At 65.7% G+C, this 19,458-nt stretch carries 27 protein-coding genes; 5 read left to right on the forward strand and 22 right to left on the reverse strand.

Going from position 1 to position 19,458, the window contains the following annotated elements; translation table 11 throughout:
- The 10 genes from E2E27_RS07785 to leuC all read right to left on the reverse strand — a co-directional run bounded on the left by E2E27_RS07785 (position 1) and on the right by leuC (position 9,542).
- Positions 1 to 1,035: a glycoside hydrolase family 5 protein gene (locus E2E27_RS07785; protein WP_141458410.1), complete on the reverse strand. Its 1,035-nt coding sequence runs from the start codon at positions 1,033 to 1,035 to the stop codon at positions 1 to 3.
- Between the two features lie 59 nt (positions 1,036 to 1,094).
- A complete protein-coding gene (locus E2E27_RS07790; protein WP_141458411.1) occupies positions 1,095 to 3,614 on the reverse strand; it encodes a glycoside hydrolase family 3 protein in 2,520 nt (839 codons plus the stop codon).
- Between the two features lie 251 nt (positions 3,615 to 3,865).
- Positions 3,866 to 4,648, reverse strand: a complete 783-nt coding sequence (locus E2E27_RS07795; RefSeq protein WP_141458412.1) for an NUDIX hydrolase — start codon at positions 4,646 to 4,648, stop codon at positions 3,866 to 3,868.
- 589 nt (positions 4,649 to 5,237) lie between these two features.
- The gene (gene grxD, locus E2E27_RS07800) at positions 5,238 to 5,564 is read right to left on the reverse strand and encodes a Grx4 family monothiol glutaredoxin (RefSeq protein ID WP_141458413.1); all 327 of its coding nucleotides are present in this window, start codon (positions 5,562 to 5,564) and stop codon (positions 5,238 to 5,240) included.
- Positions 5,565 to 5,603: 39 nt separating this feature from the next.
- Positions 5,604 to 5,837 carry a BolA/IbaG family iron-sulfur metabolism protein gene (locus tag E2E27_RS07805; protein WP_141458414.1) on the reverse strand — a complete coding sequence of 78 codons (234 nt, stop codon included), beginning with the start codon at positions 5,835 to 5,837 and terminating at the stop codon, positions 5,604 to 5,606.
- A 3-nt stretch (positions 5,838 to 5,840) separates the two neighbouring features.
- Entirely contained in the window at positions 5,841 to 6,164 is a 324-nt protein-coding gene (locus E2E27_RS07810) for a DUF1476 domain-containing protein (RefSeq protein WP_086608827.1), read from the reverse strand.
- An 89-nt stretch (positions 6,165 to 6,253) separates the two neighbouring features.
- Positions 6,254 to 7,252, reverse strand: coding sequence for an NADPH:quinone oxidoreductase family protein (locus E2E27_RS07815; protein ID WP_141458415.1), 999 nt, complete (start codon positions 7,250 to 7,252; stop codon positions 6,254 to 6,256).
- 25 nt (positions 7,253 to 7,277) lie between these two features.
- The gene (gene leuD / locus E2E27_RS07820; RefSeq protein WP_141458416.1) at positions 7,278 to 7,880 is read right to left on the reverse strand and encodes a 3-isopropylmalate dehydratase small subunit; all 603 of its coding nucleotides are present in this window, start codon (positions 7,878 to 7,880) and stop codon (positions 7,278 to 7,280) included.
- 9 nt (positions 7,881 to 7,889) lie between these two features.
- Entirely contained in the window at positions 7,890 to 8,066 is a 177-nt protein-coding gene (locus E2E27_RS07825) for an isopropylmalate isomerase (RefSeq protein WP_141458417.1), read from the reverse strand.
- A 45-nt stretch (positions 8,067 to 8,111) separates the two neighbouring features.
- Entirely contained in the window at positions 8,112 to 9,542 is a 1,431-nt protein-coding gene (leuC, locus tag E2E27_RS07830; RefSeq protein ID WP_141458418.1) for a 3-isopropylmalate dehydratase large subunit, read from the reverse strand.
- 142 nt (positions 9,543 to 9,684) lie between these two features.
- Between leuC and E2E27_RS07835 the strand changes: the two genes are divergently transcribed.
- A complete protein-coding gene (locus E2E27_RS07835; protein WP_141458419.1) occupies positions 9,685 to 10,101 on the forward strand; it encodes an acyl-CoA thioesterase in 417 nt (138 codons plus the stop codon).
- A gap of 61 nt (positions 10,102 to 10,162) precedes the next feature.
- Here the strand turns inward: E2E27_RS07835 and E2E27_RS07840 are convergent, their stop codons facing one another.
- On the reverse strand, positions 10,163 to 11,644 hold the full coding sequence (locus E2E27_RS07840; protein WP_181443623.1) for a globin-coupled sensor protein: 1,482 nt from the start codon (positions 11,642 to 11,644) through the stop codon (positions 10,163 to 10,165).
- Positions 11,645 to 12,160: 516 nt separating this feature from the next.
- On the opposite strand from E2E27_RS07840, the gene E2E27_RS07845 reads away from it, so the two are divergent.
- Both E2E27_RS07845 and E2E27_RS07850 read left to right on the forward strand, forming a co-directional pair.
- The gene (locus E2E27_RS07845) at positions 12,161 to 12,961 is read left to right on the forward strand and encodes a fatty acid desaturase (protein WP_141458421.1); all 801 of its coding nucleotides are present in this window, start codon (positions 12,161 to 12,163) and stop codon (positions 12,959 to 12,961) included.
- Positions 12,958 to 13,494 carry a sterol desaturase family protein gene (locus tag E2E27_RS07850; protein WP_141458422.1) on the forward strand — a complete coding sequence of 179 codons (537 nt, stop codon included), beginning with the start codon at positions 12,958 to 12,960 and terminating at the stop codon, positions 13,492 to 13,494. Before E2E27_RS07845 ends, E2E27_RS07850 begins: the two co-directional genes overlap by 4 nt.
- A gap of 128 nt (positions 13,495 to 13,622) precedes the next feature.
- Here the strand turns inward: E2E27_RS07850 and E2E27_RS07855 are convergent, their stop codons facing one another.
- The 11 genes from E2E27_RS07855 to E2E27_RS07900 form a co-directional block, all read right to left on the reverse strand.
- On the reverse strand, positions 13,623 to 14,030 hold the full coding sequence (locus E2E27_RS07855) for a SufE family protein (protein ID WP_141458423.1): 408 nt from the start codon (positions 14,028 to 14,030) through the stop codon (positions 13,623 to 13,625).
- 43 nt (positions 14,031 to 14,073) lie between these two features.
- Positions 14,074 to 14,250, reverse strand: coding sequence for a hypothetical protein (locus E2E27_RS18710; RefSeq protein ID WP_181443624.1), 177 nt, complete (start codon positions 14,248 to 14,250; stop codon positions 14,074 to 14,076).
- The gene (locus E2E27_RS07860; protein ID WP_141458424.1) at positions 14,247 to 14,498 is read right to left on the reverse strand and encodes a hypothetical protein; all 252 of its coding nucleotides are present in this window, start codon (positions 14,496 to 14,498) and stop codon (positions 14,247 to 14,249) included. Before E2E27_RS07860 ends, E2E27_RS18710 begins: the two co-directional genes overlap by 4 nt.
- On the reverse strand, positions 14,495 to 14,818 hold the full coding sequence (locus E2E27_RS07865) for a hypothetical protein (RefSeq protein WP_141458425.1): 324 nt from the start codon (positions 14,816 to 14,818) through the stop codon (positions 14,495 to 14,497). Before E2E27_RS07865 ends, E2E27_RS07860 begins: the two co-directional genes overlap by 4 nt.
- Positions 14,818 to 15,177, reverse strand: coding sequence for a hypothetical protein (locus tag E2E27_RS07870; RefSeq protein WP_141458426.1), 360 nt, complete (start codon positions 15,175 to 15,177; stop codon positions 14,818 to 14,820). Before E2E27_RS07870 ends, E2E27_RS07865 begins: the two co-directional genes overlap by 1 nt.
- On the reverse strand, positions 15,177 to 15,488 hold the full coding sequence (locus E2E27_RS07875; protein ID WP_141458427.1) for a hypothetical protein: 312 nt from the start codon (positions 15,486 to 15,488) through the stop codon (positions 15,177 to 15,179). Before E2E27_RS07875 ends, E2E27_RS07870 begins: the two co-directional genes overlap by 1 nt.
- Complete coding sequence (locus E2E27_RS07880; RefSeq protein WP_141458428.1) at positions 15,488 to 15,796, reverse strand: hypothetical protein; 309 nt, start codon at positions 15,794 to 15,796, stop codon at positions 15,488 to 15,490. Before E2E27_RS07880 ends, E2E27_RS07875 begins: the two co-directional genes overlap by 1 nt.
- Positions 15,797 to 15,825: 29 nt before the next feature.
- Entirely contained in the window at positions 15,826 to 16,200 is a 375-nt protein-coding gene (pspC, locus tag E2E27_RS07885; RefSeq protein ID WP_141458429.1) for an envelope stress response membrane protein PspC, read from the reverse strand.
- Positions 16,197 to 16,502, reverse strand: a complete 306-nt coding sequence (gene pspB, locus E2E27_RS07890) for an envelope stress response membrane protein PspB (protein ID WP_141458430.1) — start codon at positions 16,500 to 16,502, stop codon at positions 16,197 to 16,199. The genes pspC and pspB overlap by 4 nt, the downstream gene beginning before the upstream one ends.
- A gap of 3 nt (positions 16,503 to 16,505) precedes the next feature.
- Positions 16,506 to 17,402 (reverse strand): phage shock protein PspA, encoded by an 897-nt coding sequence (gene pspA / locus E2E27_RS07895; protein ID WP_502705537.1) that lies wholly within the window; start codon positions 17,400 to 17,402, stop codon positions 16,506 to 16,508.
- An 82-nt stretch (positions 17,403 to 17,484) separates the two neighbouring features.
- Positions 17,485 to 17,670, reverse strand: a complete 186-nt coding sequence (locus tag E2E27_RS07900; RefSeq protein WP_141458431.1) for a hypothetical protein — start codon at positions 17,668 to 17,670, stop codon at positions 17,485 to 17,487.
- 159 nt (positions 17,671 to 17,829) lie between these two features.
- Here E2E27_RS07900 and pspF point away from each other — a divergent pair, with 159 nt between their 5' ends.
- Together pspF and E2E27_RS07910 are read left to right on the forward strand one after the other, a co-directional pair.
- Positions 17,830 to 18,897 (forward strand): phage shock protein operon transcriptional activator, encoded by a 1,068-nt coding sequence (gene pspF, locus E2E27_RS07905; protein ID WP_141458432.1) that lies wholly within the window; start codon positions 17,830 to 17,832, stop codon positions 18,895 to 18,897.
- A gap of 74 nt (positions 18,898 to 18,971) precedes the next feature.
- Complete coding sequence (locus tag E2E27_RS07910) at positions 18,972 to 19,370, forward strand: PilZ domain-containing protein (RefSeq protein ID WP_141458433.1); 399 nt, start codon at positions 18,972 to 18,974, stop codon at positions 19,368 to 19,370.
- Positions 19,371 to 19,458 lie beyond the last annotated feature (88 nt).

Consider the following 19,458-nt stretch of genomic DNA (forward strand, 5'->3'; position numbering starts at 1 on the left):
TCAGTCCTGTTCCTTCAGCCCCAATGCGCCGCGCATCCCCGGCAGCCAGCGGCGCTTGTCGGCGTCGTAGAAGGGGAAGGTGTTGGCGTAGGCCCACACGCACACGCCGATCCCGGTGGGGGCGAAGGCCTCGGTGATCATGCGGTGATAGGTCACCCGGTCGGCGAGCGGGATATGCGCATCATAGGCACCCACCTCGCCCATGAACGGGGTCTTGCCGGTGCGCGCGATATAGGCGCGGATCGCTGCGACGTCGCGCTCCAGCTGCGCGCGGTCTTCAGCGGTGGGGAAGCTGCGGCCCACCGGCGGCATGTCGGGCTTGGTCCATTCCGCCCCTTGGTGGGTGTAGGCGAAGGGGTCGTAATAGTGGAATGTCGGGTGGATGTTGCGGTCATCCGGCAGCGGCAGGGTTTCGAGCGACTTGATCCCGCTCCAGTTCTCCCCTCCGATGATCACCGCGCGGGTGGGATGGAGCTTGCGCACCTCGGCCAGCGCCGGGGCGAGGGTGGCGAGCAGGTTGGTGTGATTGAAGTTCTTGTGCGGCTCGTTCTCGAGCTCGAACCAGAGTGTGTCCTCGGGATAGCCATTGAAGCGTTCGGCGATCTGCTTCCACACCCCGCCATGCCAGGCAGCGGTGGCAAGCGGGTCGTCGTGGATCGGGTCGAAGTGGTGGCTGTTGAGGATGACGTTGAGATCTTCGGCCAGCGCCCAGTCGACGATCTGCTGCACCCGCGCCATCCAGTCGGGATCGACGGTGTAGGGCGGTTTGTCGGAGGACTTGTTGTGCCAGCGCACGGGGATGCGCACGGTGTCGAAGCCCGCCGCCTTGATCCGCGCGAAATCGGCCTTGCTGGCGGGCTTGCCGCCCCACGCGCCCTCGGTCGGCGGTTCGAGCGTGTTGCCCATATTGATGCAGGTGCCCACCGGCAGGGGCTTGGCGGCAGGCACGGCCTGTGCCGCAGCGGCGGACGGGGCGAGCGGCGCCAGCGTGATCGCGGCCAGCGGCATCAATGCGGTGAGCAGTCTGCGGTTCATCTCTCTCTCCCTTGCGGCAGCCGCTTGTCCGGCCTGCCTCTTGATCCCCGGTCAGCAGGTCAGCGGCACGGCAAGACCTGCTCTGCATCGCTGCCCAAGCGCACTTCGGCGATGGCGAAATCGGCGCGGCCCTCGGTTTCGAGCACGAAGGGCCGGTCGAGCCCGGTCACGTCAGCGCCCTTGTCCCTCAAGCACTTGAGCGGCAGGCCGTAACGCACATAGCCTTCGGTCGCGGGAAGGGTGACGGCGGCGTAGCCTTCGCTTCCCGGCCCGCGCGCCCCGATCCGCGCGGTCGCGGGGGCATCCCACACCCGCATCGTCACCAGCACCATGACATCGCCATTGGTCTCGCGCGCCACGTCGACAGGGTCGAGATTGCCAAGCTGCACGCTCGCCTTGCCGCCCGCGATGGCGAAGCGGCGCGCGCCTTCCTGCACCTTGAAGTTTTCCGCCGTCACCCGCGCCCGCCCGCCGAGCGCATCGGCAGGGAGAGTGGTGACGCGGGTTTCGACCTCGCCGCCTTCCCCCGCGACCCACAGCGACCAGCGCGCCGCCGGATTTCCGGCGTTGAACCACAGGCGGCTGTCCCCGGCCTGCGCCAGCGCTTCAGCCAGCGATTGCGTCGGCAAGGGGTGCCACGCGGATTGCGGGCTGTTGTAAGTGAGGCCATAACCGAACGGGAACAGCGCGCCTTCCTCCAGCAGCGCGGTGCGCGGCCAGGCGGCCGGCAATGTGCCGGTGAAGTCGAACCGCGGGCTTCCCGCGCTGTCGCCCACCAGCACATCGGCGACCCCGCCGCCCTCGCTCCCCGGCAGCCATGCCACCACGAAGGCGTCAGCGGCGTTCAATGCGGGGTTCACATAAAGCGGCCGTCCGGTGATCATCACCGCAATCACCGGAACGCCCTCGGCCTTGAGCTTTTCCATCGTCTTAAACGGCGCTGTCAGTTCGGGATCGAGCACCAGCGCGGCGCGGTCGCCCTGAAACTCGGCATAGGGCGTCTCGCCGAACACCACCACCGCCGCATCCGGCTTCTCGGCATAGCTGCCATCGGGGGAGAGCACCGCGCTGCCGCCGCCCGCTTCCACGGCCTGCTTCAACCCGCTCCAGATCGAGGTCGCGCCGGGGAAGTGGCTGTTGTCCACCCCCGTGCCCTGCCAGGTCAGCGTCCACCCGCCCGATTGGCGTGCGATATCGTCCGCCCCGTCGCCTGCGACCAGCAGCCGCTTGCCCGGCGCGAGCGGGAGAATGCCCTGGTTCTTGAGCAGCACCAGCGACTTCCTCACCGCCTCGCGCGCCACGGCGCGGTGTTCGGGCGCGCCGAGCAGCTCGTACTGGCCGGAGAAAGCCCGGTCGGACGGCTTGCCCGCCTCGAACAGCCCGAGCCGTTCCTTCACGCGCAGGATCCGCGCCACCGCCTCGTCGATCCGGGCCATGGGGATCGTGCCTGCCTTGGCGCGCGCCAGCAGATCCTCGTAGATCGGCTTCCACGTATCGGGCGCCATGTACATGTCGACCCCCGCCATCAGCGCCTGCGGGCAGGCCTCGTTGGTGCAGCCTGCGACCTGTCCGTGGGCGTTCCAGTCCGACACCACGAAACCCCCGAAGTCCATCCGCTCCTTGAGCACGCCCGTCACCAGCGAGCGGTTACCGGTCATCTTGACCCCCTGCCAGCTCGAAAAGCTGACCATTACAGTCGAGACACCCTCGGCGATCGCGGGGCCATAGGGCTTCCCGTGAATGTCGCGCAGAGCCTCCTCGCTGATCGAGCTGTCGCCCTGATCGACGCCCCGGTCGGTGCCGCCATCGGCAAGGAAGTGCTTGGTCGAGGCGATCACGTAGGGCCCGGCGAGAAGGTCGTCATTGTCGGGCGCGCCCTGCAGCCCGCGCACCATCGCGCCGACATAGGAAGCGACCAGTTCGGGATCGGACGAATAGCCTTCATAGGCACGGCCCCAGCGGAAATCCTGCGGCACCGCGACGGTGGGCGCGAAGGTCCATTCCTGCCCGGTGACGCGGATTTCCTTGGCGGTGACCGCGCCGATCTTCTCGATCAGCGCAGGGTCGCGCATCGCGCCGAGGCCGATATTGTGCGGGAAGATCGTCGCCCCGATGATGTTCGAATGGCCGTGGACCGCGTCGGTGCCCCAGATCATCGGGATGCCGACCCCGCCGTCCGAACGGTCGACCGAGGCGAGGTAGAAATCATCCGCCGCCTTCAGCCAGTCGGGCGCGGGCGAGAGATCGTTGCCGTTGGGCCCGGAATTGCCGCCGACCAGCAGCGAGCCGAGCTTGTACTTGCGGAAATCCTCCGGCGTGACACAGCACAGATCGGCCTGCACCAGTTGGCCGACCTTCTCTTCGATCGTCATGCGCGCGATCAGATCGGCGATGCGCGCCTCCGCCTCGGGGCGGGTGGGGACGGGGTAGGTGTAGGCGGGCCAGAGCTCGGGATGGGCCGTGCCCGGCGCTTCGGCTGTGGCTGGTGCCGTTTCGGCCAGCGCGGCCGGAGCGATGCTCGCCGCAGCCAGCAATCCTGCAACAAGGCGCAGCTGCGTGCGACCCGAATGGCCTGTCATGTCCCTCTCCCGTAGCGGCGATGCCCGCCGTGCCTGCGCTTCTTTGCTAACGCTAACATCAATGTTGGAAAAACTCTCCCGCGAAGTCAATGCGGCTGCGCGGGAGTGTCGTCCGTCGCTGGCGCGGCAATCCACCAAAAACTCTTGGAAACAACGGAGTAAGCGCGCTGAAAATACGAATGCAGGACGCAGAGGGTTGAAATGATAGCGATACCATTCGTTGCCGCACGCCTATCCGCGATTCGATGGACTTATCCGCGCGCGACGTTCTCCAGCAGTTCGGCGGTCACCGGATAGCCTGCATCGCCGAGGATCGTCAGCCAGGATTGCCCGCCTTCTTCGACCACCTGCGGCATGATCGTGCGCACCGGGATCGCCTCGGCCTGCGCGCGCGCTTCCTCGTAGCTGGCGAACAGTGCCAGCCGTTCGAGATTGCGGCGGGTGGGGAAGATCAGCTTGATCTCGCCGCGCGCCGCCGCATCGAGCGCGCCTTGCGCCGAGGTCCAGAACAGGCGGGTGTTCTCGGCATGGTCGATCGAGACGTCGACATCGCCGGTGCCGAGATTGGCGAGGTAGAAGCGCGTGTCATAGACCCGCGCGATGTTCTCGTTCTTGGGAAACCAGCGCGCAAAGGGGGTGATCTGCGCGAGATCGAGCTGCCAGCCGAAAGCATCGAGCACCGGAGCGAGCGCGCCGGTTTCGGCCAACATCGCGCGCGCGGCGGTGGCGCTGGCGGCGGTGATGTCGCCCTTGAGGCCGAGCGCGAGGCCGGTCTCCTCCAGCGTCTCGCGCACCGCGGCGATCTGGTGCGCGGCTTCATCGGGGGAGAGGCCCGCTTTGGCGGCGACCGTCTCGCCCAGCGCATAATCCGCCGGATCGACCCGCCCGCCGGGAAACACCGCCATCCCGCCCGCGAAGGTCAACTCACGCGAACGCACGGTCATCAGCACCTCCGGCGCGGCCCCGTCGGGCGCGTTGCGGAAGATGATGATGGTGGCGGCAGGAATGCCCTCTCGGCCGGAATCGCTGGTCATTGCGGCAAAGAATGGCCCTGCGGCACGCCCTTGCCAAGAGCCAAGGCGCGAACCTGCCGCTTCATCGTCCGAGACGGGTGAGGATGTGTCGGGCTGCTTTACACATGGCTCCTTGTGACACCCGGGCCGAACAGGAAAAATGGCGGATTTCCTTGGTTTTTCGAGTTTGGCACGCGCTGTGCATAGTGTGTGGCGGTCCCAAATGGTCTTCGACGCGAGGCGCGACCCTTCCTGGTCTCCGGGTTGCGCCAACCGCGAAAAACAAAAAGCGCTTCGCACTGGTCCTGCGGAGCGCTTTTTCTTTTGGGGCCTCAAGCGCCGGCGTGGGCCATCCGGCCCGCTTGGCTATCCTCCGGGGGCCCGGCCCCTGCGGGGCCACCCCTCCGGGCGCGCGGTCGCGCTTGCGGCCCTACGGGCCGATCGGCACTTCGGCTCACTCTTGTGATAACGTCGGTCGCATAGCGACCGCAAGGCCGACCGGCCGTCGCGCCTTATGGCGCGGAAGCCAAGGCGGACGGATGTCCGCCGCCCGGCGTTTGAGGGCTCAAACAAAAGACGAGGACGAACGCGCGGAGGCGCGTTCGCAAAATCAGGCAGTCTTTACCCCGCTCTGATCCATCAGCTGCTGCAATTCGCCCGCCTCGAACATCTCCATCATGATGTCGCTGCCGCCGACGAATTCGCCCTTCACGTAGAGCTGCGGGATCGTCGGCCAGTCGGAAAAGGCCTTGATGCCCTGACGGATTTCCATGTCCTGCAACACGTCGACGCTTTCATAGGCAACGCCGCAGTGATCGAGGATCGCCACCGCGCGGCTGGAAAAGCCGCATTGCGGGAACAGCGGGGTGCCCTTCATGAACAGCACCACGTCATTGCTGGTGACGAGATCGGAAATGCGGGAATTGGCGTCGGACATTGGTTGATTGCCCCTTGGCAATGAGTGTTTGGCTGCGCGTTACTTGGGAACCACGGTGGTGACTTGCAAGGCATGCAGCACCCCGCCCATCCGCCCGCCGAGCGCGTTATAGACCAGCTTGTGCTGCGCGACGCGGCTGAGCCCGGCGAATTGCGGGGCAGTGACGGTGGCGGCCCAGTGATCGTCGTCACCCGCCAGATCGCGCAGTTCCACTGTCGCGCCGGGCAGGGCGGCGAGGATCGCGTCCTCGATCTGGGTCGCCGTCATCGGCATGGCTCAGACCTCGCCGAACAGCTGGCGGCGCGCCTCGACCGTCATGTCTTCAAGCTTGGCGCGGATATCGGCCTCGGTGATGTCGGTCTGCGCGGCGGTGAGATCGCCCAGCAGCTTGCGCACGACATCCTCATCGCCCGATTCCTCGAAATCGGCCTGCACCACCGCCTTGCGGTAAGCGTCGGTTTCTTCCGGCGTGAGGTTCATCAGGCCGGCCGCCCATTCGCCCAGCAGCTTGTTGCGGCGTGCGGCGATGCGGAAGGCGGTCTCGCCCTCGAGCGCGAAATGGGCCTCCTCGGCGCGTTCGCGGTCCTTGAAATCGGTCATGTGCTGTGTGTCCCTTCGGATACGATCCTTGGGGCAGCGATAGAGGGGGCGGCGCGCGGCTTCAAGCGGGAAGCCGCGCGCATGAGCACCTAATCCATCGTCACCACGAGTTTACCGACCGCCTCGCGCGCTTCGAGCTTTGCGATGGCATCGCCCGCGCGTTCGAGCGGGAAGGTTTCGCTGACGAGCGGGTCGATCTTGCCTTCGCGCATCAAGTCGAACAGCTCGTTCACCTGCGCGTGGAAGCCCTTGGGATCGCGCGCGGTGAAGGCGCCCCAGAACACGCCGCAGATGTCGCAGGACTTCAGCAGGGTGAGATTGAGCGGCATCTTGGCGATTCCCGCCGGGAAACCGACCACCAGGAAGCGGCCTTCCCACGCAATCGCGCGCAGTGCGGGTTCGGAATATTGCCCGCCGACGATGTCGTAGACGATGTTCGCGCCCTCGGGCCCGCAGGCCTTCTTGAAGGCTTCGGCCAGCGCCTTGGAGGCTTCCTTGTCCATCGCTTCGCGCGGGTAGATCACCACTTCGTCGGCACCGGCCTTGCGCGCGACGTCGCCCTTGGCTTCGGACGAGACGGCCGCGACCACGCGAGCGCCGAAGGCCTTGGAAAGCTCGATCGCGGAAAGCCCTACGCCGCCCGCCGCGCCGAGGATCAGCACGGTGTCGCCTGCCTTGATATGCCCGCGATCCTTGAGGCCGTGGATGGTTGTGCCGTAGGTCATCAGCAGGCTGGCAGCCTTTTCGAAGGGCACGCCGTCGGGCACCTTGAACATCCGGCCCGCCGCCACGACGACCTTTTCCGCAAGGCCCCCATTGCCGATCCCGGCCAGCACGCGGTCACCCACGGCGAAGCCTTCGACACCTTCGCCCACGGCCTCGACCACGCCGCTGATCTCGCCGCCGGGCGAGAAGGGGCGGGCGGGCTTGAACTGGTACATGTCGCGGATGATCAGCCCATCGGGATAGTTGATCGCGCAGGCCTTGACCGCGACGAGCACTTCGCCCGCGCCGGGGGTGGGCGCGCCGATTTCGTCGAGCGTCAGGGTTTCGGGCCCGCCGGTCTGGTGGGTGCGAATGGCTTTCATTGTGTCTCTCCCAATTGCTTTCGTGTCAGGCGGCGGCGGTGCCGCGCATCAGCCACGGCTGGGCGGCGGTGCGCTGCGCCTCGAAGCCGCCGATGGCCTCGCCCCGCGCCATGGTCAGGCCGACCTCGTCGAGCCCGTTCAGCAGGCAATGCTTGCGGAACGGGTCGATATCGAAGGTGAAGCGATCCTGATAGGGGGTGGTGACGGTCTGGGCTTCGAGATCGACCGTGATCTCCAGCCCCTCACGCGCGACCTCGAGCAGCCGGTCGACCGCGTCCTGCGGCAGCACCACGGGCAGGATCCCGTTCTTGACCGCGTTGCCCGAATGGATGTCCGAAAAGCTCGGCGCGATCACCACGCGGATGCCGAGATCGAGCATCGCCCAGGCGGCGTGTTCGCGGCTGGAACCGCAGCCGTAATTGTCGCCCGCGATCAGGATCGGCGCGCCCTTGTAGACGGGATCGTCAAACACGTTGCCCGGCTCCGCCCGCAGCACCTCGAACGCGCCCGCGCCCAATCCTTCGCGGCTGATGGTCTTGAGCCACTTGGCCGGGATGATGATGTCGGTGTCGACATTCTTGAGGCCAAGCGGAATGGCGCGGCCTTCGACGCGGGTGAGCGGCTGCATCGGCTGTCCTCAGTCGGTTTCGGGCGGCTCGCCCGAGGGGATGGTGCCGGGCTGGGTCGGCTCGTTCGACTTCTTCTTGCGCTTGCCGGCATACATGAGCGCGGCGGCAATGGCAGCCGATCCGATGGCGCCTGCCGCGGCAATCGCGGCGTTGCGGGCGGTGTTGTTCTTGGGCTTGTCGGTCATGAGAATTCCATGCGCCTCGCGGGCGGTGGTTTCAAGGGGCTGGCGTCACACCAGCGCGCGCACATCGGCGAGCCGCCCGGTGACTGCGGCGGCGGCGGCCATGGCGGGCGAGACGAGATGCGTCCTCGCACCCGGCCCCTGCCGCCCGACGAAATTGCGATTTGACGTCGAGGCGCAGCGTTCGCCCGGCGGCACCTTGTCGGGGTTCATGCCGAGGCAGGCCGAACAGCCCGGCTCGCGCCATTCGAAGCCTGCTTCGGTGAAGATCCGGTCAAGGCCCTCTTCCTCGGCCATGGCTTTCACCAGACCCGATCCGGGCACGACAATCGCCCAGCGCACGTTGTCGGCCTTGCGGCGGCCTTTGAGGATCGCGGCAGCGGCGCGAAGGTCTTCGATGCGGCTGTTGGTGCACGAGCCGATGAAAACGTTCTCGATCGGAACTTCGGTCATCGGGGTGCCCGGGGTGAGGCCCATGTAGTCGAGGCTCTTCTGTGCGGCGACGCGCTTGCTCTCGTCGGCGAAATCCTCGGGGTGCGGCACGCGCCCGCCGATAGGCACCACATCCTCGGGCGAGGTGCCCCAGGTGACGCTGGGTTCGACATCGGCGGCGTTGATCGTCACGCTCTTGGCGAAGACCGCGCCCTCGTCCGAACGGAGCGTGCGCCAATAGGCGACCGCCGCGTCCCACTCCACGCCCTTGGGTGCCATTGGGCGGCCCTTGAGATAGGCGAAGGTCACCTCGTCCGGCGCGATCAGCCCGGCACGCGCGCCCGCCTCGATGCTCATGTTGCAGACGGTGAGCCGCTCCTCGACAGTCATCTGCTCGAACACCTTGCCGCGGTATTCGATCACGTAACCAGAGCCTCCCGCCGCACCGATCCTGCCGATGATGTGGAGGATCAGATCCTTGGCGCTGACGCCGGGGCCGAGATCGCCCTCGACCCGCACTTCCATCGGGCGTGACTGCTGAAGCAGCAGCGTCTGTGTCGCCAATACGTGCTCCACCTCGCTGGTGCCGATTCCGAAGGCAAGCGCGCCGAGACCGCCGTGGCAGGCGGTGTGCGAATCTCCGCAAACGATCGTGGTGCCGGGGAGCGAGAAGCCCTGTTCGGGGCCGACCACATGGACGATCCCCTGCTCGCGTGCCGTGGCGGGGATATAGCGGATACCGAAGGCCGGCGCGTTCACCTCGAGCGCGGCGAGCTGCGCGGCGCTCTCCGGGTCGGCGATGGGGACGGGCGCGCCCTTCGCGTCCAACCGCTGCGTGGTTGGCAAGTTGTGATCGGGCACCGCCAACGTCAATTCGGGCCGCCGCACCGGGCGGCCTGCCACCTTCAGCGCTTCGAACGCCTGCGGGCTGGTGACTTCGTGCACCAGATGGCGGTCGATGTAGATCAGCGCGGTGCCATCGTCGCGCATCTCGACAACGTGCGCGTCCCAGATCTTTTCGTAGAGCGTGCGGGGGCGGCTGGCCATTGCGGGATCCATCTTCCGAGGGGGAGGGGTGGTGCCCCTTTGTCACGCCCCCTAATCATCTTTGCCGAGCCGTGGCAAGATTGCGGCGTTTTCCGTGCGGAGCGTAGTGGAATTTGTCATAATCTTGCGCTAGCTTACAGCCATGTCAGCAAACGAATCTCCCTCGCCTGCCTTCGTACACCCGATCACGGTCGAACCGGCTGACATCGACTTCATGGGTCACGTCAACAATGCGCGCTATCTGAACTGGGTTCAGGACGCGGTGCTGGCGCACTGGAACAACCTCGCCCCGGCAGAGGATATTGCCAGCAAGGCATGGGTCGCGCTCAAGCACGAGATCACCTATCGCAAGCCCGCCTTCCTCGATGACGACGTGATCGCGCAGACCGTGCTCGAACGTTTCAACGGCGCGCGCGCGTTCTATTCCACGCTCATCAAGCGCGGCGAGGAGGTGCTGGCCGAGGTGCAATCGTCCTGGTGCTGCATCGATTCCCGGACCCTGCGCCCCGCGCGCATCGGCGAACATCTGCGGGAATTCTTCTTCCCCAAGGGGGAGTGAAGGGCGGGGGAACGCAAGCCTCCCGTTCCGGCTGGCCGGATAACCCATCGGCCCTGGGGCGCTAGCCCGACGCCGCCAGCTTCGGCAAAGACTGGTGGCCTGCGCGGCGCCCTTCGTGTTGCCGTTCGATGGCGGGGCGCCATGACGCAAGATCACCAGTGCCAACGCCATCGACCTCGAACGATCCGACCGTGCTGCGCAACTGGTTGGCCTCCTGTGCGAGCGAAACTGCGGCTGCGGTGCATTCTTCCGCCATCGCCGCGTTCTGCTGGGTCGAACGGTCAATGTCGCCTACGACCTTATTGATGTGCGCAAGACTTTCCGACTGGGACTCGGTCGAAGCGGCAATGCTTTCGGCGGCGGACGTCAGGCTGGCAATCGCATCGGCGATGGCGGCGAAGGCGCGGCCGCTCTGGGTGACCAGATTGACGCCTGAGGAAACATGCTCGCTCGTGCCTGCGACCAGATTCCTGATTTCTTCCGCAGACGTCGAGCAACGCAGGGCAAGTGCGCGGACTTCGCTGGCAACCACCGCAAAGCCCCGGCCGCTTTCACCCGCACGCGCGGCCTCAACACCGGCGTTGAGGGCGAGAAGGTTGGTCTGAAAGGCGATGCTTTCGATCACGCCGACGATATTCGCGATGTCCTGACTGGACCGTTCGATCTGGTCCATCGCCTGAGCCGCCTGGCTGACGATCACGGACCCTTCGCCGGCAGTCGCATTGCTTTGGTGGATGGTGCGCCGGACGACACTGGCCTCTTCGCGGGTCTGCCTGACCTGATCCAGCACCTTGGCAACGGATGCCGCCGCTTCCTCGAGATTGGCAGCCTGCTCCTCGGTCCGGCGGGCAAGATCGTCGGACGCGCTGCGTATTTCGTTCGAACCAGCAGAGATGGCGTTCACGCCGCCCACCACCGTGCTGATAGTGTCGTGAAGCGAAGCGACGGTCGAATTGAAATCGGCGGCGACCCGGGCATATTCGGGGGGCAGGTCGACTTCGCTGATGTTCAGCTTGCCATCCGCCAGCTTCGCCAGCGCATCACCCAGCACGGTGTTGAGCGCATTCACCTTGCGGCTGACATCGGTGAAATAGGATGACAGCGCGATGTCCATATCAAGCAGCGAGACCTTGACCAAAGCAGCGATCCGCCGCGCCCTTGCACGCTTCCACGGCAGGTAACGCCGCCATCCGGGTGCGACCATGTGCAGCAGCAGATCGTTGAGAATGCGGGCATAGCTCCCGATGTACCACGTGGGATCCAGTCCGATACGCGCGTGAACACCGCCAATGTGGTTCGACCGCTTGAGGAAATCGTCGCCCAGCCCCTCGGTGAATGCGCCCTTCCAATGTCGTGCCTGGGCGCTGCGCGCCCGTGCCATCGACGCGGCATCGGTGAATTTTCCGGCCAGATCCCCTCGGGCTTTCACCTCGTCGTAAAAGTCCGAAAGTGCCGGCTCGATGTACCGTTCGATCGCTTGTGCTACGCCTTTGAAGTCGGCGTCATGGGCTTCGATCCCATAGTAGTCCAGCCGTGTGGCCAAGTGTCCGTGAGTCGTCATTGGATGATGCTCCATTGGCTTTCATAAGCCGGAACCGATGTGACACTTGAACTTCAGGGCGAGCGCTCACCCGATGGTGTCCGGCGCAAATTCCGAACAGAGCGGCAGAAAGCGAAAATTTGCGTTTAATCTGTCCGTCCGGCTTCGAGCGAAAACCCTTTCCCCATATCAAATGCAATTCGATCCACTAACGATTGTAACGCCGACATCTGAAGCAGCAGGACGATCGGCATAGGGACAATTACAGGCTATCGCATGCGGCATGCGGTTGTTTCCTACACCTTCGGCAATGCGCTAGGATACCGGGGATGTCGCGTTCCGCCTCTCCCTCAGCTCTTGCCTTCGCTGTCGTCCTGCAAGCAGAAGTTCTTCTTCTGGACAGTGTCTCATGTGTCTCCAACAGGCGTGCGGTGTGGCGTTGCCGCGAAACGCAATTGCCGTTTTCCGCTGCAAGCCTATACGCATCCCCATGGTCGTTGCGCGCGTAATCCTTTCGGCATGAACCCGCATTTCGCCCTTCCCGAGCGTGGTTTCCAGCGCGCTGCCGGTCTTGCGCTGGCGCTCGCTATCGCCGGGAGCTGGCTGGCGATCCACGTCTGGGGGATGTTTGTCTTCGAAATCAGCTGGAGCAACTGGCCGCTCGCGCTCGCCGTTGCGGCGGTGCAGTGCTGGCTCAGCGTCGGGGTGTTCATCGTCTGCCACGATGCGATGCACGGCAGTCTGGTGCCGGGCCATCCGCGCACCAACGGCGCGATCGGCGCGGTGCTGCTGGCGCTTTATGCGGGCTTTGCGTGGAAGCAGCTGCGGGACGCGCATTTCGCGCATCACAAGCTGGCGGGCCGCGCGGGCGATCCCGATTTCGACGAGCATCACCCGGACAATTTCTGGCGCTGGTACGGCACCTTCTTCCGGCGCTATTTCGGCTGGCGCTCGCTCCTGTTCGTGCACACCGTGGTCGGCATCTACTGGCTGGTGCTGGACATTCCGATGGTGCAGATCGTGCTGCTCTATGGCCTTCCGGCGCTGGGATCGTCGCTCCAGCTGTTCTACTTCGGCACCTTTCGCCCGCACCGGCACATGACCGGCGAGGAGGCAGGCGCCTTTGCCGACCGCCACAACACCCGCTCCGAGGATTTCGGCACGCTGGCGAGCCTCGCTTCGTGCTTCCATTTCGGCTATCATCTCGAACATCACCGCCGCCCCGACGTGCCGTGGTGGGCGCTTCCCGCCGCGCGCCGGGCCGGGGTGGGGCGTGACGATGTGAGTGAGCCTGAACTGACCGCAAAGGTGCCCGCATGAGCTGGCTCGAAATATTTCTGACCGTCATGTCCTCGCTGATCGGGATGGAGCTTTTCGCGTGGTACGCGCACAAGTACATCATGCACGGCTGGGGCTGGGCGTGGCACCGCGATCATCACGAGCCGCACGACAACGTGCTGGAAAAGAACGATCTCTTCGCGGTGGTCTTCGGCACGATCAACGCCGCGATGTATATCTACGGCTCGCTCTATTGGGACTGGCTGTGGTGGTTTGCGGTCGGCATCACGCTCTACGGGGTGATCTACACGCTGGTGCATGATGGCCTCGTCCATCAGCGCTACTGGAAGTGGGTGCCGCGCAAGGGCTACGCCAAGCGGCTGGTGCAGGCGCACAAGCTGCACCATGCGACCATCGGCAAGGAAGGTGGGGTCAGCTTCGGCTTCGTCTTCGCGCGCGATCCGGCCAAGCTCAAAGCCGAGCTGAAGGCGCAGAAGGAAGCGGGGGTCGCCGTGGTGCGCGATGCCGTGGGCGCGGGCAGCGACGAATTCGAAGTGGTCGGGCGGAATATCTAGACCAAGCCAAGAGGAGCCTTTGGCGAAGACCGGTGCCGAAGGCGCCGCAAGGCCGACCGGCCGCCCGCAGCGATGGGGCCTTCAGGCCCCGTGAGCGAGGATTTTGCAGCCCGCATGGGCTGCGCAACTCAGGATGCCAGCCTCGCCGCGTGCTCTTTTACCAGCGCGATCATGTTGGGCACGCCCTGGGTGCGGTTGCTCGACAGCTGATTTCTCAGGTCGAACGGGGCGAGCGCGCCCATTACGTCCATTGCCGCGACCTCGGCGGCGGGCTTGTCCTGCACTGCGGCGATGACGAGGGCGACGATGCCCTTGGTGATCGCGGCGTTGCTGTCGGCGAGGAAGTGCAGCCGCTCTGCGTCAGTGCCGGCCGGGTAGACCCATACCGCCGCCGAACAGCCGCGCACGAGTGTCGCATCGGTCTTGAGCGCATCGGGCATCGGCTCCAGCGCGCGGCCGAGTTCGATCAGCAGGCCGTAGCGGTCATCGCCGTCGAGAAATTCATATTCTTCGAGAATGTCGGAAAGCGTGCGCATGGCAGCGCAGGTAGGCAGACCGGGCGCGAAACGGAAGGGGGAATTACCCGCCGATGCCGCCGGGCCGGGTGAAGGCATGCCAGATCACGTAGAGCCAGCCCAGAAAACCGTGGACGATCGCCCAGATAATCGACTGGTGCAGGCTCCAGCTGATCGCCACCGCGATCGCGCTGCCGAGGCCGATGCCTGCCTGCGTGGCGGTGTCCTTGGCGCTGCTCACAGCTCGACCCCGCTAGCGATGGCTTCAAGCTTGCGGATGCGTTCCTTGAGGTCGGCGAGCTCGATGCGGGCGGTGCCGAGCCCCGAGCCTTCCTCCGCGTGGGCCCGTCCGCCCGAGCGTTCGAGCTCCTGCCGCTTGAACTCGAGCCAGCCCTGCCAGGCGCGCAACGTGGCGCCCGCGATCACGATCACCGCAACCAGAAGGCCGGCGGTCAGCACGATGGTGGGATCGAGAAAGACAGTCGTCATTGGGCCTGCTCCTCCTTGATGGCTGCGGGCAGGGCGCGCAGCGCTTCGATCTCGGCAGCGATCCGCGCCCTTTCGCGCGCATCGCCGGTGTTGGCGTCGGTGGCGATGCGTTCCAGCACTTTCACCCGTTCCCTGAGGTTGGCGATCTCGGCCGTGGCCTCTTCGAGCACGGCCATGGTCTGGGCATCCGCACGAGGGCCGAAAACCGGGTTGCCGTCCTGGTCGCGGGCCACGCCGAGTTCGCGGTCATGGCGGCGCGAATAGATCTGAACGAGGCCCCAGATCGCGACGATGATGACGGCGGCGGTCCAGAAGCTCATTACGCCTCTCCCTTGTCCTTGAGACCGGCGAGCGCACGGTCGCGCAGGGCATCGATCTCGGCGCCGAGGTGGTAGCCGCCGTCGGTGACGATCCGCTCGACATTGGCCAGCCGATCCTTGACCGCCCCCAACTCGGCGCGCAGCTGCGCGTTTTCCTGGGTCAGCAACACCACGCGTTCGGCGGTCTGCTTGTCGGAGCCGGGCTTCAGCGACTGGCCCCACATCCCTTCGAGCGGGTAGCCATTCTTGATCTTCATCCGTGTCGTCTGGAACGAGACGGCGATCCCGGCCGCGCCGAGGGTGAAGGCCCCGGCAATGATCCAGCCGAGATAGGGGAGAAATGCATCGAAGCCTTCCATCACACGCGCTCCTTGTTCAGGGCCGGGGTATCGCGCAGCGCCTCGATCTCGGCGGAGAGCGAATAGCCGCGGTCGGTGACAATCTTCTCGAGCACGATCATGCGGTCTTGCATTGCGTCGAGCTTGTCGTGCAACGCCTTGTTCTCGGCCTTGAGACGCTGGGTCTCGGCGGTATCCGAACGCTCGGTCTTGCCGCCCCATTCGTCCTCGAGCGAATAGCCGTGCTTGGCGCGGATCCAGTTGTTGATGAGCCAGCCACCGGTGCTCAGCGCAATGATGGCAATGACGAAAGCGGGGCCACCGAACTCCATCACACGCGCTCCTTGTTCAGGCCGAGCGGCACGCCCGCGGCATCCTCATCGACCCGGCGCTGGTCACGCAGCGCTTCGATCTGGGTGGCGACATCGTAGCCGCGGTCGGTGACGATGCGTTCGAGCACCTGGACGCGGGCTTCGAGCCGCTGGATCTGGCCGACATATTGCGCGGCCTTTTCGGCGGTCTGCTCGGCGGCGGCGCCGACCTGCATTTCGGCCATCTTCTGCTGGTGCTTGGTCCACAGCGCGATCACCGGGATCGTCAGCGCGATGATCGGAATCATGAGAGCCAGGTAGCCTTCCATGATGGTATTCCCCCTTCAATCTGGTTGGTTCAGCGCAGCCGCTCGATCTCGGCGGTCAGGCGCGGGTTGCTGCTGACGTAGTGGGCTTCGACAGCGGCAAGGCGGCGGTCGATGTCGCGGAAGCTGGCGCGGATTTCGCGGGCGGTGCGCTTCGGGCTCTGCCGCACGGACTGCCAGTATTTCTGCTCGCTTTCGTCGCGGTAGAGGTAGGGCGGCTTCTTGTTGAGCAGCAGCCCGGCAACGAAGTAGGCGAGGATCGGCCAGCCCATCGTGATCGCCAGGATCACCATGCCGATCCGGAACCAGAAGACATTGATCCCGGTGTAATCGGCGATCCCTGCGCAGACACCCATCAGCTTGGCATTGTGCTTGTCGCGGTAAAGCGTGGTGCGGGGGCTGTTCATGCGCGGGTTCCCTTCTTTTCGGCGAGCAGCGCTTCGAGTTCGCGCAGCTGCTGGTTGTCCTTTTCCTGGTCGGCGATCAGGCGGCGGGCCGGGGTGAAGGCCGGATCGTCGCTGGCGACCAGCCGTTCGACCGTGTCCATGCGTTCATCGAGGCGCTTGGCGAGGTTGTAGAGTTCCTCCAGCAGCACTTCGTCGTCGCTGGTGATGGTGGCGGCGGTCTTCCACTTCGTCATGTAGTGGAGGATCACCCAGGGCAGGCCGATGAACAGCATGCCCACGACCATGATGACTTCGAAATCCATGGCTTATTCCCCCTTGTCCAGATCGGTCTTGCCGAGCGCCTTCTTCATGGCGGCAAGTTCATCGTCGATCGCGTCCGAACCGGCGAGTGCGGCGATTTCATCGGCGAGCGACGGGGCCTTGTTCTCGGCAATCTGCAGCGCATCGGCGCGGCCTTCGGCATAATCGACGCGGCGTTCGAGCTGGTCGAAGCGCGCCAGCGCCTCGTCGGTGCGCTCTGTGCTCATCAGGGTGCGCAGCTTGACGCGGTTTTCGGCGCTTTCGAGGCGCGCGGCGATCGCGGTCTGGCGGCTGCGGGCCTCGCGCAGGCGGTGCTGCAGCTTGGCGATATCTTCCTCGTAAGCGCGCAGGGCATCGTCGAGCACGGCGATTTCGCCCTTGAGCTGGTCGGCCATGTCGCCGGCCTTCTTCTTTTCGACGAGGGCGGCGCGGGCGAGGTCTTCGCGGTCCTTGCTGAGCGCAAGCTGCGCCTTCTCGGCCCAGTCGGCCTGCAGCCGGTCGAGCTTCACGCAGTGGCGGTGCATTTCCTTCTGGTCGGCGATGGTGCGCGCCGCGCTGGCGCGGACTTCGACCAGAGTTTCCTCCATTTCGAGGATGATCATGCGGATCATCTTCGACGGATCATCCGCCTTGTCGAGCATGTCGTTGAAGTTGGCGGCAATAATGTCGCGAGTTCGGCTGAAAATGCCCATGAAGGCTACTCCATCGAGAAACGAATTGACCCGGTCGAGCGGAGCGACTCGCTCCTCGCGGGTGGGGGTGGTGTAGGGCCGAGACTGCGCCTTGCCGGGGCTCTGGCGCAAGGCCTCGATTTCCGCGTCGAGCCGCGACAATCCGGTCGGCGACAGCAGCGGGGAAAGGTGGGCCGGAGCATCGCTGTCGAACGCAGCGCGTGTGGGCATCGCGGTGCGGTCAGCGTCAGCGGGGGGGACATCCCGCAGGGGGCGCTCCGGCCCGAGGGGGTTGGGAAAGCGGTCGGCCACTTCAGGCGATCTCGATCATCGCGTCGGCGGCACCGACGGGATGGGCGACGGGGGCAGCATAGGCGGCACCCGGCTGAAGCTGCGAGGACAGCGCGATCATCATCACCATTGCGGCGATGCTGGCCAGCGCGGCGTGGCCGAGCTTGCTGTTCCAGAAGCTGGCATTGGCGGCGGTGCGGTTGATCATTGTGGGCCTCCCCAAGTGTGTTCGTGGTGTTGCCGGTGATTTTGCACGGGCCGTGCCAAACCGCGAAAATGGCGGAAATCTGCCATTTTTGCAGGCTCTCGGGGTAAGAGTGTTGGTCTCTATTGCCAAGGATTGGGGATTTTCACTATAAGTTCGGGCATGAAGTTCGAGAGCCAGTTCATCGGCCAATCCGGGGCCTTTCTCGACGCGGTCGAACGGGCCTCGCGCGCGGCTGCCATGAACCGGCCGGTGCTGGTGATCGGCGAGCGCGGGACGGGCAAGGAACTGATCGCCGAACGCCTCCATCGTCTCTCGACCCGGTGGGACGAACCGCTGGTCACCATGAACTGCGCGGCGCTGCCCGAAACCCTGATAGAGGCCGAGCTGTTCGGGCACGAGGCGGGCGCCTTCACTGGCGCGACCAAGGCGCGCGCGGGCCGCTTCGAGGAAGCCGACCGCGGCACGCTGTTCCTCGACGAGCTGGGCACGCTCTCCATGGGCGCGCAGGAGCGGCTGCTGCGCGCGGTCGAATATGGCGAAGTGACCCGCATCGGGGCCTCGCGCCCGATCCGGGTCGATGTGCGGATCGTGGCGGCAACCAACGATGATCTGCCCGCGCTCGCCGCCTCCGGAGAGTTCCGCGCCGACCTGCTCGACCGGCTCAGCTTCGAGGTCATCACGCTCCCGCCGTTGCGGGTGCGCGAAGGCGATATCGGCGTGCTGGCCGAATATTTCGGGCGGCGCATGGCGGCCGAGCTCGACTGGGACCGCTGGCCGGGTTTCGCGCCGCATGTGATGGACGCGCTGGAAGAGCATCTCTGGCCCGGCAATGTGCGCGAGCTTCGCAATGTGGTGGAGCGCGCAGTCTATCGCTGGGACGTGCCCGACATGCCGATCGCGCATGTCCAGTTCGACCCTTTCGATAGCCCTTGGCGCCCGCGTCCGCCCGAGCATCGTCGCAGCAGCGCCCCCGCTGCCCATGCCGCTCCTGCGCCGGGTGGCCCATCGGCGAGCGCGCCGGCAAGCGTCAATTTCGACACGATCGAAGACCTGCGCGCCGCGGTCGATGCCCATGAGCGCGCGATTCTGGCCCACGCGCTGGGCAAGCACCGCTGGAACCAGCGGCAGACCGCCAAGGCGCTCGGCCTCACCTACGACCAGCTGCGCCACTGCATCCGCAAGCATGCGCTGATGGAGGGGCAGGACGAGGCCGGGGTCGACGCCTGAGGCGGGCGCTTAGGTAGACAACCCGAGGCTGCGTTTCGCGCGACCGTCACCTGCCTGGCGACAAACCGGAACCCATGCCGGAGCCTCGCAACCCTGCATCCGATCCTGTCCCGCCGGTGGGCCGCCGCTCTGCCGCGCGCCTGCGGCTGTCGATCCCCGCGCGCTTCATCAGTGTCGAGGGAACGCATGACTGCGTGTTGATCGACCTGTCCTCAACCGGCGCGCGGATCGCGATGGCAGAGCCGCTTGCCCACGGGGCGGCAGGCTATCTCGAGGTTGCCGGATTGCAGATATTCGGCGAGGCGGTGCGATACGTGCCCGGGCGGGGCGGCGGGGTGAACGGGGTAATGTTCGACGACCTGCTTGCCCGAGAAGCGGTGCTGCGGGTGCGCCGCCATGCGGAGACCTTGCCGGAGCGCGAGCATGCGGCGCTGCGCGATCATGTGCGGCGCTGGGTGACCGGCGCGGCCTGAGCGCATCGGCCAGGTGGGGCGCGAGGTTCGCTCTTGCCAAATCCGGCCCGAGCGACTAACTGAGCCGCCAATCCCGACATTGTCGCGA

This window comes from Porphyrobacter sp. YT40 (assembly GCF_006542605.1).
In the GTDB taxonomy this organism is placed as follows: Bacteria; Pseudomonadota; Alphaproteobacteria; order Sphingomonadales; family Sphingomonadaceae; genus Erythrobacter.